General features: G+C 41.6%; 10 protein-coding genes. 7 read left to right on the top strand and 3 right to left on the bottom strand.

The window, feature by feature from the left end:
* Positions 1 to 235 precede the first annotated feature (235 nt).
* Both AB4140_RS18600 and AB4140_RS18595 read right to left on the bottom strand, forming a co-directional pair.
* On the bottom strand, positions 236 to 3,805 hold the full coding sequence (locus AB4140_RS18600) for a pilus assembly protein (protein ID WP_372002154.1): 3,570 nt from the start codon (positions 3,803 to 3,805) through the stop codon (positions 236 to 238).
* Positions 3,806 to 4,526: 721 nt separating this feature from the next.
* Positions 4,527 to 4,841, bottom strand: a complete 315-nt coding sequence (locus tag AB4140_RS18595) for a glutaredoxin family protein (RefSeq protein WP_198590430.1) — start codon at positions 4,839 to 4,841, stop codon at positions 4,527 to 4,529.
* Positions 4,842 to 5,195: 354 nt separating this feature from the next.
* Between AB4140_RS18595 and AB4140_RS18590 the strand changes: the two genes are divergently transcribed.
* The 7 genes from AB4140_RS18590 (at position 5,196) to AB4140_RS18560 (ending at position 14,326) form a co-directional block, all read left to right on the top strand.
* Positions 5,196 to 5,702 (top strand): VF530 family DNA-binding protein, encoded by a 507-nt coding sequence (locus tag AB4140_RS18590; RefSeq protein WP_102439395.1) that lies wholly within the window; start codon positions 5,196 to 5,198, stop codon positions 5,700 to 5,702.
* A 176-nt stretch (positions 5,703 to 5,878) separates the two neighbouring features.
* Positions 5,879 to 7,033, top strand: a complete 1,155-nt coding sequence (locus tag AB4140_RS18585; protein ID WP_102520291.1) for a BamA/TamA family outer membrane protein — start codon at positions 5,879 to 5,881, stop codon at positions 7,031 to 7,033.
* 32 nt (positions 7,034 to 7,065) lie between these two features.
* Positions 7,066 to 7,932, top strand: coding sequence for a hypothetical protein (locus AB4140_RS18580; protein ID WP_368501204.1), 867 nt, complete (start codon positions 7,066 to 7,068; stop codon positions 7,930 to 7,932).
* Positions 7,933 to 8,315: 383 nt separating this feature from the next.
* Positions 8,316 to 10,151: a diguanylate cyclase gene (locus AB4140_RS18575; RefSeq protein ID WP_372002151.1), complete on the top strand. Its 1,836-nt coding sequence runs from the start codon at positions 8,316 to 8,318 to the stop codon at positions 10,149 to 10,151.
* Between the two features lie 296 nt (positions 10,152 to 10,447).
* Entirely contained in the window at positions 10,448 to 11,299 is an 852-nt protein-coding gene (locus AB4140_RS18570; RefSeq protein ID WP_102530978.1) for a mannosyl-3-phosphoglycerate phosphatase, read from the top strand.
* 1 nt (position 11,300) lies between these two features.
* Complete coding sequence (locus AB4140_RS18565) at positions 11,301 to 12,521, top strand: glycosyl transferase (protein WP_076538328.1); 1,221 nt, start codon at positions 11,301 to 11,303, stop codon at positions 12,519 to 12,521.
* A 62-nt stretch (positions 12,522 to 12,583) separates the two neighbouring features.
* Complete coding sequence (locus AB4140_RS18560; protein ID WP_303503670.1) at positions 12,584 to 14,326, top strand: sugar phosphorylase; 1,743 nt, start codon at positions 12,584 to 12,586, stop codon at positions 14,324 to 14,326.
* 109 nt (positions 14,327 to 14,435) lie between these two features.
* Here the strand turns inward: AB4140_RS18560 and AB4140_RS18555 are convergent, their stop codons facing one another.
* A complete protein-coding gene (locus AB4140_RS18555; protein WP_303411467.1) occupies positions 14,436 to 15,887 on the bottom strand; it encodes a methyl-accepting chemotaxis protein in 1,452 nt (483 codons plus the stop codon).
* Positions 15,888 to 16,094: the final 207 nt, after the last annotated feature.

Below are 16,094 nucleotides of genomic sequence, written 5' to 3'. Positions count from 1 at the left end.
ATTTCTTGACCACTACAATGCAATGGATAACGCTAATGAGTTGAATTAATAGAGGGTACGCTGATTGCTATCTTTTAGTCTTTATCATCTGATATTTGAAGACTCGCTCATTTACTAGCTAAAATATCTATCCCAAAATAATCAAGCCACGAAGTTGTGAATAACAGTTCGTGGCTTGATGTTGTTTAGCTTATATCATCAATAATACTTGTTGTTGCTTTGCTTTAAATGGCTATTATTCCATGTAATAGTAAATGCGGTTTGACTGCAAACCACTGGCAACACACTTACCATCTCCTTCTGGGCAGCCATCATCCCCATCGACCTTTTCCATGTCGTTCCCCGTGTCTCCTATGCCAATTAGGTACATGGTATCGCTGTTAACCGGTACTATGATGCCAGGAGTGTCTGGTATGCCTTCTCCTAACTCATAAGAAAGTTGTGAGTACGAACGAATACCTTTATGTAGGTCAAAGCCATATAACTTACCTTGACCTGAAAAGCTACATTGATCGAGGCTTTCAGTCGTTGTGGGAATGTAAGAGGTAAAAAACACTCGACCATTGACAATTAAGCCTGCGGATAAGCTTTTCTCGCCTCCACCGGTAAAGCTATAAAACCAGCCGCGTTTAGTAGCGAAAGTAATATTGTCACTTTGATCCGCAGGCGCTGCACCTGTTACATCATATAAGTCATCTAACAGTAAAGCATCAGGTATTGATTCTCCCGCAAAAGAGCGGGTCACAACATTTCTATCTTGCAATACAAAAAACTTATCAGAACGGGTTTTATCTAAAGGGTTAGCTCTGTGTCCACTCCCAACGGCAACCGCATCATAGGGGATATTTTGATAGCTTAATGTCAATTCACCATTAATGTCAGTTTGATGAGTGGCCGAAATGATGGTTTGAGCGACAATGGGCTCAGCAAAGAAACGTCGGTCATTGACTAGCGAGTCTCCCGCTAATTCTGCAAACTTAAATGCTGTCCATGGGTTTTCACTATCGTTAGGGTCTGTTGAAGGTAAATCCATGCGCCAGATATTGGCACCAGTATCGGTGGCATAAATGCGGTCGGTAATACCATCACTGTCGCTGTCTAACACGGCCACTTTATTGGGAATACTATCGAGGATATTGGGCATTTTTGTCATTTTGTCACCATTGCTGGGGCCAAAACTGTGGATTACATCGCCAGTTTTCGCTGACATGATAAATACCCCGCGGCCAATAGTGTCGTCACTACCAAGACCAGATACATCTTTTGTTGATGGATTATAACCCGCGCCGATGATGATCACAGGGCTCTCGCTTTGGTCGCTGCCTTCTTTAAAACCTGGAATATAGGTGACCACAGGTTCAGACCAAGACTGGCCCAAGTTATCAAAATCAGTGCTATTGGCATTTTTATGCCACAACATTTTAGGGCTATTCGGATTAGTGACATCCATAGCATAATAAGAGGTGCCGCCACGGCGCATGCCAAAAAATAACCATGCTGTTTCAATTGCGCCGCTGGCATTACGTTTTGTATACGCTACAGGCGAGCTATCTAGGCCATAAATAGAGTGCGTGCCCGTAGGCAAGTTAACCGCAAGCTCGCGTAAATTAGGTAATAATTCATAGGGCATAAAGGCCCAAGTTTCACTAATAGAATCACCAGCGTCGCTAAACATATGCATAAAGCCATGGTTGGTACCCATAAACAGTTTTACATTCGGCGAAGCTGCCGTTCCATAATTTATTGCCAGTGGTTTTGAATGCAGCGAATCACCTAAAACATCTTGGCGAATATCAGTGATTGACTCGTCATCATCTTCGTCAAATACATCTTGGCCCTTGGCCCAGTTAAACATTTTATCAAGCTCATCCTCTGTTACCCCCATATGAGTAGCTAAGTCACCAGCATCGCCAGCATGACTTTGGGCATTTGCTTTGTTAAATTCAGTGAGTTCACCGGATAAGCTAAAATTACCGTATAGGGTTCTGTCTGTATTGGATTGTAAATGCTGTGCAGCGCCACCATCAGTGACATTACTACCATCACCGTTTCCGGTAAATGATGTACAGTTTTGGGTCCAAATAGTGCACGCAGAATCTTTAATTAATCCGCCGTCTGATAATGCTGGACTGTTATTAGCATCTAAAACATCACCGTTACTATTGAAGGTGAGCTTCTTAATATTACCAGCCCATCGAGGGCCTTTGTTGGGTAAAAACATCGAGTAATAAGCTGAGTTACCACTATCCACTCGCGCAGATGATACTGAAGGAGAACTGAAGGTTGCTGGCACACTAACCACTTCAGCAAATACCTGCTGTAACGATTTTTGTAATGCTTCAGCACTGAGCGCTGAGAAATATTTACCACCACCTAGGTCAGCTGTATCCTCTAAAATATCTTCAGCATCTGCTGCGCCCTCACTAAATCCAATCGTGTAAGTGCGCACATTTTGAGTACCGCTGACACTGGCATTTATATCATTATTGTACATATAACCTGCAAGCCTTGGCATGGCATTGTCTTTATCAATAAGATCTAAAATTGGGTCGCCATTATTATCCACTAGAGGCTCATTTGTATCAGGGTCGATTCTTTGTGGTTGACCAACTAAGCTGGCAATTAAGTCATTGGTATAGTTATCTCGAGTTGGTTCCCCATCGGTAATATAAACAATAGCTGCACTTGATGAGCAGGTTTTACCTTCAAATGGTGAATCATAGTTACCATTTTTGATGATCGTTGCATCATGCACTGGGTTGATATCGCCGGTGTCGTATTCATGGTCCGGGTTAGTTGAGTTAATTGTATTGTCGCCGTTTAATACTGCGCCGCCACTGAAGTACCGGTAAGCTTCATACAAGGTGTCACATAAGGGGGTGCGATTAAGATATACGCCTTTTAAACTTTTAACTTTAGAGAGTAGGCTCTTTTTGTTGGCATCATTAAATTCTTTAATTCCTTGAATAATACGGCCCGCTTTATTGTTGCTTTTGTCATCTTTATTAAAAATGGCCAAGCCAAAATCGACGCCTGGTGTACTGATAATTGCGTCTTGAATGACTTGTTTCGCCACATCCATACGCAAAAGTGTATTGTCAATCACAGAGGTTGAATGGTACCAAGTAATATAATGTTCAGTGTAAACAGTGAATGATTTACCTAAACCGAAATCCGTTTGTTTTGCACTTTCGATGGCCGTATCGATATCTAATGAGGAGTTGCTAACGGGAGTGAGGTAGGCACTGTCAGAGTCATCAACAGGGAACCCATCAGGGTAATTAGCATTACCATTGGATTTAGATTTACCATTTTCTTGATTTTTTTCACGGATATCAGCAAAACAATCAACGGTATCTAGCTCATTTCCGCTATCAGGATTAGTTGGCAGCTCTTGCCATTCTCTATCATCGACATTGTAGTGGCGTAGGTAGCCAGTAAACTTACCGTAATCCTCTAAATAGTCACTCGATAGCTCACAACCATTAAATTTATGTTTAAAAAATTGCTTACTGCCTATGGTTGGAACGGTTTCGATGTCATCGCTATAATATAGCTTGGTTGAATTTGCTAGACTTGCACCTCCAATATCGTAACTCTCTCGAGATGGAAAGTATTGTGGATTCGATGTACTACCAACATATTCCATACTTCCTGAGGTATCAAAAATAATCAGAACTTGCGGCACATCGTTAGTGCGAACACTGGCTTCTGTTACATAAATTTCAGTATCATCAGCGAAACTAATTGATGCAATACCGCACAGTATAAATATTAGGCTAAAAATTATTTTTTTAAGTAACATTGAACTCTAGCTCTCCGGCTTATCAAAATATAACTAAACATCCGCTGTAATGGTTGTGGTGCAAATGTTGCAATTGCTGCTGGTATTTTAAGGAGTAGGCTAAAGTGTCGCGTGGGAAAGGTCAATATCAATTTATGATTGTTATTACAGCAGTTTAGGTTTTATAGAGTAAAAGCATCATTTCTGTTTTCGTTAATGTGCGCGAAGCCTGATGATTACTGGCTTAATGAATATATTCAAACATTTATACCTAAAAGATATGTTTAGCCATATTTTTAAACTAACAAGCCCTGACGAGTCACTTAGGGGAGCAACTAATGGAATGCTATGGGTCTAAAACTTGGCTATTACGCTGTTAAATTTGCACACTTTTCCAGAAGGAAAATTCCTTGTGGAAAACGGGGTCAGGTCTTGCCTTTTGCCCTACCAGAACCTAAATAAAATATCTCCAATGCTAAGAAAACTAAACTCAGAATTGTCCAGATATGAGTTTGCAAGAGATAGGCTTTTAGTTGTAATAAAATGACAACTCATGACCATCGTGACTAAGGGGTTCCAAGATTTGTCAGTTTATGGTTATATTTTTTAGCTAAGTTATTGAAAGCCAGAAGCGGCTTATGTCAGCTTATACTTGCAGCGACATTTTAGTTAGTAGTCGATACCAACACAGCTATTTTATCAAATCCCATACTTAGATTAAGTATGGGGTTTACGATTGAAATTATCGCTTCTCATATAGTTGCTGAGCCATTTTTCTTTCATTATAACCTCTGATAATGGTGCCATTAATATCCAGTAATGGAATGCTATCCCCACCTAGATTTTCATAACGACGCCGACCTTCAGCTGACTTTTCAATATCAAATTCAGTATAGGCAATATTATTTTTATCAAAGAATACTCGCGCTTTTTCACAATATCCACACCAGTCAGTGGCATATAACACCACCTCGTTAGTTTGGTCGTACTTCTTAGGAAATAATGGCCAATTTTGATAGATGGCGAATAGAACGCATAAAATAAAAATTTTCTTCACATTATCTTCCTTGATAACTAAAAATGCATCTCACTCTCATACTTTACATAGCATGGTCATCGATTTTAAGTTGTAAAAGCCGATAACTCTTCGAGAGTAATATTTAAAATAGAGGTTGAAAAATAAGCTGAGGATATTAGCATTAATTTTACAGACTTTAAAATTTGCTTTTATACAGTGTGTTACTCATTAACTGAATAGATGATATATGGCATGCTTTTGCTGTACGCGGGGTTTTGTCGCACTTGAATATTAAAAATATCTCAATATAGGCAGTTAAAAACGCTATAATGTGCACAGCAGTTCAAAACCCGCTTCATTCCCTTTAAATACTATCCTTTATTAGAGTCTCACATGATTGAAAAGCAACAGAATAACCCACTTCACGGCCTGAGTTTAGACATCATGATGACTGAGCTGGTTGATTTTTATGATTGGAAAGTACTTTATGCGGCACTGAGGTTGGAGTGCTTTAACCTTAATCCAAGTATGGAAGCGAGTATCAAGTTTCTTAAAAAAACCGAATGGGCTAGAGAGCGAGTTGAGTCTTTCTATCTTTATCGTTTTAAGCAAATGCCAAAAGGTACTGCTGAACAGTTTGAACTAAAGCCAAGAGCTCGCGGGTTTGCTGATGGTATCGTGCCACGTAAGCCACAAGAGTTAACGGTTGAGTTGTTAGATGAACAGCGCGCTAAAGCGACTGAGAATTACGAAGCGATGAAGGCTAAAAATCAGCGTCCTCGTTATGGTAGCGATAAGCCAAGACAACAAGATGCTTATGCGCAAAATCGTAGCTCAGATAAGTCGGGCGCCAAAAGACCTGCGCCATCACAAGACCCAACTAACCCTTGGGGTAAGTAACTCTCTGAGTTAATGGGTTTGAGATAAAACCCATCATTGATAATAAATGCCGCTATTATTGCAACGATAGCGGCATTTTTTATTGCTCAAACTCTGTTAAAATGCACTCGGCAAGTCAATTGGCTGCATACAAGGTGTTTATTAACTCCCCATTCCCATCATTAATTAGAGTTGTTATGAAACGGATTTTATTCCTAGTATTTATGGCGTTTTCTAACGCAAGCGTCGCAGTAGAACCTTTATTTGAAACGCCAGAAGATATGCAGCCGACATGGGTTGATGATATTTTGTCAGTCTTTGGCGCCGATGGTGAGTTTGATGACACTAAAGCCATCGATATGAGCTATTTACCCACCGCTTATTACACCCCCGAGAAAAAGTTTGGCTTAGGTTTGTTAATGGTGGGGTTATATAAAACTGATGGCGCAGCGGCAGAGGAGCAGCCGTCATCGTTAGTACTGAACTCATTTGTATCGATGAATAATTCTTACGGCGTTGAAGTGGAAAACATGACGTTTTTCAATCAAGGAAAGCAACGTTTATTGCTGCAATTAGAATTGCATAACGAAGCGGCGGTTTATTATGGCCAAGGTATCGAGCAAGGTAATATCGATGCAAATCACCATGAGTTTGAAGAGCAGCTTTATAGTTTTAAGCCACGGTGGATGACCGAAGTTGCCAGCAACTATTTTATTGGTGTTGGCGCAGATTTTATTTATGCCAGTGCTGAAAACTTAGCCTTAGTTGAGCCTGAAATGGCCGTAGATGCGACTGAAACATTGCCGAATAATTTTAGTTCAGGCGTGGTCGTCACCAGTATTTACGACTCGCGGGATTACCGTTTAAATGCCACTAAAGGTTGGTTGTTTCAAGTGGATGCCGGCCTGTATCAAAACGATCAATCATCGTCATTTTCAACTTACAATGTCGAGTTAGCCAATTACATTGATTTAAGCTCTATGTCTGCGCCAGGATTAATCGCTTGGCAACTGCAAGGGCACTTTACTGATGGCGATGTACCTTGGAATTTACTGCCAGATCTAGGTGGCTCTAACGCCATGCGCGGTTATATCAAAGGGCGTTACCGTGACGAGCAAATGATGATGGGCCAAGTTGAGTATCGATTACCGATTTTTCAGCGTTATGGCATGGTTTTTTGGGGTGCGGTGGGCAGCGTTGCGCCTAAAGTGAGCCAATTATCTGATGAGTTAATGACATCCTATGGCACCGGTTTTCGCTTCAATATAAAAGACAATATTAATCTGCGTTTTGATGTCGGTGTGGGTGAAAATGAAACTAACTTCTATCTTAATGTGAATGAAGTTTTTTAATTTACTGTTTGACGTATCAATAACAGGCGAGCATGAATAACACAATTTCTGAATTGCATATAAGCACCACAAGATGGCGAACTTTGGCTAACTCATTGGCCATGTCATTGGCGCTGTCATCTAAGTCAGTGGCTATGTCATTGGTGATGCTCGCCATACTGTATGCGGCAGCTGCTAGTGATGCATTGGCCAATGAAGCCATCGTCAAAGATGCCCTTGCTAGTGAATCTCTTGCTAATGAAACAGACCAGCAATGCAGCCGTAATGCTCATTACAGCATTTATCTTAATGGGATACACACTGGCGAAATGACCAGAACTGAGCATTGGCAAGGCAAATCAGCGGTAGTAACGTCAAACAGTGAAGCCAGTATTTTAGGCATTGGCACCCAATATCAGCAGCGGGCAGAACTGTCTTGGTCTGATGCAACTAATGAATGGTTAACGGATGAGTTTCATCAACAAGTGTCAGGATTTCGCTCACGGGATATGCAAGTCACTTTTGATGACGCAGGGCGACAGTCGCGGGTCGATATTGATGGCGATGTGGATACCTATGTGTCAAAAGAACTCCCTTTGCGTGATGTGGATACCTTGGCGATTCAAATTCGGGAGCATTTATTACAAGGTCGGCAGCAATTCGCCTTAGTAAGGCAAGCCTCTGATGGCATCGAGCCCTACCAGTTTTATGTGCAGCAAAAGCAAACGGTTACACTTGCACCTTGGGGGGAGTTAACCTTGATCCCCGTGGAGCAAACTGGCGATGAAGATGTCACCTACTATTTTGCTGCAGATATGGATTATCAACTGATTAAAGCGCGCTATCACGGCATTATCCTCAAAGGGTTAATTGAACTCGACAGCTACTCTTCATCGTGCGAACCAAGCTCTGTTAAATAACGCCAATTTACAGCATTAAAATCGTTATTTTTGACTATTTTTATGGCAAAAAATAATTTGTGATGGCTGTTATCGGCCTCACAAAACGATTCTCGCAAACTCAGATAATTCATCTCAAGCATTAGCCAATGCTAAGTAAACCCAGACTCTATTCATCGTTAACTCTTGCTGTTATGCCTAGTGCATTTTTTAAGTGCTTATCGGGTTTAAGTTACTTGTGTATCAGTTCTGTCAGTCTATTTGTATCAATTTGTAGGTGGTTGTGAGTTTTGTTGCGAAGCCATTCCATATTACGCCTAAGTCGATATACTACAAAAGTGCTATTTAGCTAACGAAAAATGGATTGTTTGTAGATGAGAAGATTTATCCCATGGCTGTGCAGTATGCTTTTTTTAGCAAGCTTGAGTGCTGTTGCCAATGATGCTTTCCTCAAATTAGAACAATCAATTAAAGGGCTTTCTGCTGCAGAATCGATTGCGTTATTAGACCAATTTGATCTTACAGGCAGCAACTTTGATGCTGAATCTCAAGCAAAGTATTATTTTGTTTATGGCCAGCAGTACGAAAAAACTCGCCAGTTGGAATTAGCTATAGCCAGTTATGATAAAGGTATCGCGCTGGTTAGCTCTTTGGCGGTGACTGATATCTTAATTGATAGCTACTTAGAGCGCTCCTTTGCTAAATATCTCCAAACTAACGATCCTGCGGTTTACTGTGAAGATAGAACACTCGCGCTCCATTATGCTCGTCAGCATAACAACTCAGAATTACTCGCTAAGACATTAACTCAAAATGCTTTTTGTTATACAGAGCCTACTACGGTTCAACAGGGCATTGATTTATTAAGCGAAGCGCTGACAGTCGTTGATAAAAGTAGTGCGCTAAACTTAAACCGTAAAGCTTTGATTTATAATGCGACAGGTAATCTTTATCGGCGTGTGGGATTACATCAACAAGGGTATGAAAACTTTGAAAAAGCCTACCTGACTTGGCAGCGTATTAATGACAAAGAAGACATGTTCAATATGCAACACAATATGCTTAGCGAGGCATTAAAGCTAGGGGATTGGGATAAAGCTCAGAAAAGCCTGACGGTGCAGTTCACTTTGGCCAATGAAGCTAAAGATTACAAAGATTTATTATTTTTCGCGCATCTAAATAGCGGCCGCGTGGCGCTAAGAATGAATGATTTTCCCCTTGCTATTGAGCATTTAGAAAAAGCGGTTGCATTACACCACACTTCCAAAGAAAGTTATTTTAAAACCAGCAATTACTTATATCTGGCGTTAGCTTATTTAAGAATTGGTGATGCAGTAAAAGCGGCTGAAATGGCGCGCGCATTCAAACAAGATAAACACTTTAGTCAAAACCAGCAAAGCATGATTTTACAGGCCGATGCCATAATTGCGATGGATGAGGCTAAGCCCATTGAGGCCGTTAATACGCTGCTTGATGTCATTGATTTAGAAAGGGAGGCGCACCAAAGCGTCATTAGCAACCAAGTTATCATTTCTGCGCTTGGTCATAATGACCAATTGGTCAATTTTGAAAATCAATTACTGGCGAATAGGCTTGCTATTAATGAATTAAACTTGGTAGCAGTTGAAGATAAAGAGCGTATTTATCAGCTTAATCTGATGCTACTTTTTGTTTCTGCTGTGGTGTTATTAACCTTGATTATTTTCCTATTGCTCTCGCGGCGATCGTTAAAATTTCGTGCAGAAATCGACTTTCTTACCGGGCTTTATAATCGTGGCCAAACCTTTACCCAAGGTCAGAGCCTCGTTGAAAAAGCGGCAAAAAAACAGCAACCTTTGGCAGTGATCCTGTTTGATATTGATAACTTCAAAACCATTAATGACACTTATGGGCATCATGTGGGCGATCTTGCGCTAAAATCGCTGTCAAAAAGAGCAAAAGCCTTATTAAAAAACAGTGACTTGATAGGTAGGATCGGCGGTGAAGAGTTTTTGATAGTGTTACCCAATACTAATATGGATCAAGCCTTTGCGATATCAGAGCGTTTGCGTCACGGCATAGCATCTCGAGCGTTTCACTTTGACGATATTAGTCTTGATTTAACGGTGAGCATGGGAGTGGTAAATAATATTGATAGCACTAAGTCATTATTTGATTTAGCAAAAATAGCAGATGAAGCACTATACCGAGCTAAATATGCAGGTAAAAATAAAGTGCACCTTGCTGCTGAGTGCGCATAACCCTTACCAAAAACAGCTTGGCTAATGCAGTCCTATTAGCAAGTGTAATTAGCTAACCTTTAACGCTCTCTTTGCACCGTAATGGTGCAAAGTTTGTTTCAAAATCCTGCATTTATGATCCATTTCTGTGTTTTTTTTAATGTGTTCTTTCCCTTCGGATAAATTATTTAATCAATAAATTCAGTGTCTAATGTTTAGTTTCTAACCATTTTAGTGCAAAGCGCCAAAAGCTGGCATGTAACCTGAAACATTTTTAGGCAGTTGAATAATTGTTTAGGTAATGGAAGGGAATAAATATGACCACAAGACCGCTAATATTTACAGACATGGACGGTACTTTACTTGATCACTTTGATTACAGTTTCTCCAGCGCAATAGCGGTAATTGAAGGATTAAATGAAAAGCAAATTCCTATTATCCCTAATACCAGTAAAACGTTTGCCGAAATGGAAAAGTTTCAGCAAACCATTGGTTTTAACTCACCGTTTATTTCAGAAAATGGCGCAGTGATCTACATTCCCATTGGTTACTTTGACACTCAGCCTCAAGACACCTTTACCCAAGGGTATTATTGGGTAAAAGAATTTTGTGAGCCAAGAAGCCATTGGTTAACCTTACTGGAAACCGAGGCCAAAGCATTTGCAGAAGATTACCTTGGTTTTTCATCTCTGACAGCCGAAGAGCTTTGTGAGCTAACGGATTTAACCCCAGAAAAAGCCACACTGGCCTTGGTAAGGCATTACTCTGAGCCGTTATTGTGGACCGGTGATGACACTCGAAAGCAAGCCTTTATGGCCCATATGAATAGCCTAGGCGCGAATATGCTCCAAGGCGGGCGTTTCTTACATGTTGGCGGCCATACAGATAAAGGCCGCGCCATGGACTGGTTAGCCCAGCAATATGCCAATGCTTATCAAACCAGCGTGCAAACCATTGCCCTCGGTGACAGTGGTAACGACAGCGCCATGCTAGAGGCGGCTGATATTGCCATTCAAATTAAATCTCCCACTCATACTTTTCCAAAAATCGATACCACATCAACACCGATTCAAAGTAGCCAATACGGCCCTAAAGGCTGGGCAGAATGCCTAGAAGCTTTGTTTTTAAACCCAAATTCTTCAACATCATTGAAGCTTGAGGAGGCATAACATGGCTGATTTTTACCAAAATGGCATAGTGACTACCCTACATAATCTGACCCAGCGTACCCATGAAGAGATGGAGCAGGACTTACTTAAATTTGCTAAAACGCGGCCGTTAGGGCTGATTTTACCTTCGCTGTATTCAGAGCTAGAGGGTGAAGCCTTACCTGCAATTATTAGTAAATTAAAAGACGTGCCTTACTTAAATGAAATTGTGATTGGGCTTGATAGGGCCGATAAAGAGCAATATAAACAGGCGCTGGGTTTTTTTAATCAGCTGCCACAACACCATAGAGTACTTTGGAATGACGGCCCCAGACTGCAAGCCCTTGATGCTAAATTAAGTGAGTTGGGCCTTGCGCCGAAAGAGCTCGGTAAAGGCCGTAACGTTTGGTACTGCATGGGTTATATTTTGGCGTCCGGCAAAACGGAATCAGTGGCACTGCATGATTGCGATATTGTCACCTATGAAAAATCCCTGCTGGCAAGATTGTTATATCCGGTGGCCAATCCACAGTTTAATTACGAGTTCAGTAAAGGTTTTTATGCCCGCATGTCCAACGGCAAAATTAATGGCCGCGTGTCTCGACTATTGGTCACGCCATTGATTAAAGCCTTACAAAGAGTGGTGGGTCATAATGATTATTTAGAATATATGGACAGCTTTCGTTATCCATTAGCCGGTGAGTTTTCATTTAGACGTGATGTGTTAAACGATTTACGTATTCCCAGTGATTGGGGCTTAGAGATTGGGGTGCTGAGTGAGATGCATCGTAACTATGCTCATAACCGTATTTGTCAGGTGGACATTGCGGATAATTACGATCACAAACATCAGGATTTATCCCTAGATAATGCGGAAGCGGGCTTATCAAAAATGTCGATTGATATCACCAAGGCGTTTTATCGTAAATTGGCTACCCAAGGGGAAACCTTTAGTACCGAAGCCTTTAGAACCCTAAAAGCGACCTATTATCGTATCGCCCTCGATTATGTGGAAACTTACCATAATGATGCGCTTATGAATGGGCTCACCACCGATATCCATACTGAAGAAAAAGCCGTAGAAATGTTTGCCCAAAATATTGTGACCGCTGGGCAGCGTTTTCTTGATAACCCAATGGAAACCCCTTTTATGCCAACATGGAGCCGGGTGATCAGCGCTATGCCTGATGTGCTTGAGCAGCTCAAAGAAGCGGTAGAGGCTGATAATGCAGAGTTTATGTAATTATGAGTGAGATTTTAGGATACCCGCGAGCAGGGCAAGCTCGCAGGTTTGAAGAGGTCAAAATGGCAGACATTAATGCACTTAAGCAAAAGCTAATTCAGCAGTTAGGTTGTATTTATCAAGATATCACACTAGATGTGTCAGTGGATGATCTTGCTGAGCAATTGATTAACACCATGAATATTAGTGTCGATTGTGATGAGCCACATCCCTATGCCAATCATTGGTCGCAGCACGATGTCATCATGATCACCTATGGTGATAGCATTATTCAAGAGGGGCAAAAGCCGTTATCCATTCTTGCAGAATTTATGGATAACTATCTTGAGTGCATCAATGGGGTGCATATCTTGCCATTCTTTCCTTATAGTTCGGATGATGGCTTTGCTGTAATTGATTACTCAAGTGTCAATGATGCCTTAGGTGATTGGTCGGATATTGAGTTAATTGCCAACAAACGCAGATTAATGTCTGATTTAGTGATTAATCACTGCTCTAGCCGTAGCGCGTGGTTTCAAAACTTCATTAAAGGTGAGGGCCTAGGTCATGATTACTTTTTTACCGCTAAGCCTGAGGATGATTTATCTGCGGTAGTGCGGCCACGGACATCTGATTTACTAAGGCCCACAGATACCGCTAAAGGTCTGCAGCATGTGTGGTGCACCTTTAGTCATGACCAAGTGGATTTTGACTTTAGAAACCCGCAAGTGCTGCTGGAGTTTGTGAAGATCATCAGACAATACCTTGATGCAGGCGTGAATATTTTCCGTTTAGATGCAGTGGCGTTTTTATGGAAAATCGTCGGCACTAAATCGATTAATCTAGTGCAAACCCATGAAGTGATTAGATTACTACGCACCCTTATTGAGCATGCGCAACATAATGCGGTGGTGATCACCGAAACCAACATACCCAATACCCAAAACCTAACCTATTTTGGTAATGCTAACGAAGCCCATTGTATTTATAACTTTTCATTGCCGCCGTTATTGATTAATACCTTGATCACTGGCAGTTGTTTATACCTTAAACGTTGGCAGATGAGTATGCCGCCCGCGCAGGACGGCACCACTTACTTTAACTTTATTGCCTCCCACGATGGTGTAGGGCTAAGACCTGCTGAAGGCTTATTAGATGAGGATGAAATTAACACCCTAGTGGAAACCATGGTGTCATTTGGCGGCAAAATATCTAGCCGCACCTCTGAAGAGGGGGAGCAAAAGCCCTATGAAATGAACATTGCTTTAATTGACGCCTTACAAGGCACAGTGAAAGGTAAAGATGAGTTTGGTTTAGCTCGCTTTAGCTGCGCCCACGCGATTATGCTGGGGCTTGAGGGCATACCAGGTATTTATATTCATAGCTTGTTAGGCACTGGCAATGATTATGAAAAGCTAGCCAATACCTCCCATAACCGGGCTATTAACCGTCATCGCTGGGACTATGAAGAGCTAAGTCGATTACTAGCCGATGATAATAATCAGCACAGTAAAGTGCTGGCATCATTAACTAAGCTAATTAGTATTCGTACACGGCAGCGAGCATTTAACCCTAATGCGACCCAGTTTACGTTGCATTTAGGTTTACAGTTATTTGGTTTCTGGCGTCAAAGCCGTGATAGACGACAAAGTATTTTTTGTATCAGTAATATTACCGATCAAGTGATGGAGCTGCCGTTGGCTGAACTGAATTTAATTGGCACTGAAACCTGGTTTGATCTCATTGATGGTGAGGTGATTGCAGACATTAACGCAGTGATGTTACTTGAGCCCTATCAAACGGTGTGGATCAGTAACGTGGCTTAGTGTAAAAACCGCTTAAAAGATAAATTGCTTAAAATCAGCAACCTAAAGCAAAGGGCTAACCTTGCTTTAGGGTCACTTTTTATATCGTTATTTTTTAGCTAAAGTGCTGTTATTTCGCTAAAGTATACTGCTTTAAAATACCTTCCAAGCTATTCGAAGAGTCATTTAAATTGGTGGCGAGACTGACCGAGCGCTGGGCACTATCCTTGATGGTTTCTGCTTGGCCTCGAATATCCCTTAGCTGGCCAGCAATATCTCGCGCTGCCGCACTTTGCTCCTCTGATGAGGTTGCTATTTGGCTACTCATATCAAACACATGGCTAATAGAGCCAACCATTTGATCCACATCGTTACCGACAGACTCAATGGCATTACGGCCTTTATCTGCCTGCGCCACAATATCGGTGGTGATGTGCGAAAGAGTATTAGTGTCTTGCTGCAGTCCCTCAATCATGGTTTGAATTTCAACCGTGGCTTGCTGGGTGCGACTGGCTAAGGTGCGCACTTCATCAGCAACCACGGCAAAGCCTCGACCTTGCTCACCGGCGCGAGCCGCTTCAATAGCAGCATTTAGGGCTAACAGGTTGGTTTGTTCTGAAATGCTGTTAATGGTGGTGACCACAGCGCCGATATTAGCGGCGGCGGTAGATAATTCAGCCACTGAGCTTGAGGCTTCTGAAATCCTGCCTGTTAAGGTGCTAATACGGGTAACGGCTTCAGTAATTTGCACCTGGCTGTTATTAGCTTGGGCTGAGTTGAGCTGAGTCTGCTCAGAGGTATTCGAGGCATTGTGGGATACTTCCTCAATGGCTGCGGTCATTTGCGCCATAGCAACTGATACCGTATCTAAAAAATCATGTTGGTACTGGGTTAACTGCTCACTTTGTTGCGCCTGTTGATTAAACTCAACCGCAGCACCAGCTAGTGTTTCAGCATTAACTGCAATGGCTGACACCATTTCACTCATATTATCGGCGCTGCGATCAATTTCACGGGCAATAACACTGAAATCATCGCTACCAAAAAAATTCAGTCGCTGGCTTAAATCACCGTCTGCAAGGCGCTTAATGGCAATATACATATCCCACAGGCCGCCACCAAGGGAGGTCGAGATCCAATAGCAAACCAGATATAAGGGCAATAAGCTCAATAAGGCTATCATCATTATGTTTTTAGTAGCTGATTTTGCTGCCATTTCAATTTGGGTGACATTAATAGTGGTTACAAGTGCTTGATTGCCAACCGCAGCACTGACGGTAATGTTATCGCCGCTACGTTTGGCGGCGCTCATATAACCCACAGACGCATTTATTTGTCGGGCAAAGTCAGCAAGTGCATCGTCTGATAAGTTTTGAGCCTTGGCACTGTTCGCGTAAGCATCAATGGTTGTTTGGGCAAATTGCTGTGATGACTGGCTTATTTGGCTATTGCTATTAAGGTAATTTGTCAGTGCTATAGCTGCGGTAAAAAAGGTGACTAGGGTACAAATAACCCAAAATTTACCATTTAGGCTCAGCTTAATTAGTACGGCATCGACTTTGCGAAAACTAATTTGTTTCATTTGAAATCCTCGGCGTAAGCCTTAGTCTTGGTATGTAACTGATATAAAAGGAATAGCTTTAAAATAAATTGACGCTAATCCCAGTGTTAAATGATTGGCGTTATTTGCCTTATTGTTAAAAGACCGCCGCATACAAACATATCGGCAATTGGCGGTAAAAGTTTAATAATAATCTTGTTTATATCCGAGGCAAAACAGAGGGCAAAA

Origin of the sequence: Shewanella sp. 10N.286.51.B2, from assembly GCF_041469265.1 — a bacterium.
Lineage (GTDB): Bacteria > Pseudomonadota > Gammaproteobacteria > Enterobacterales > Shewanellaceae > Shewanella.
Note: the sequence above shows the minus strand (reverse complement) of the source record. Positions and strands in the feature narration are given on the sequence as shown.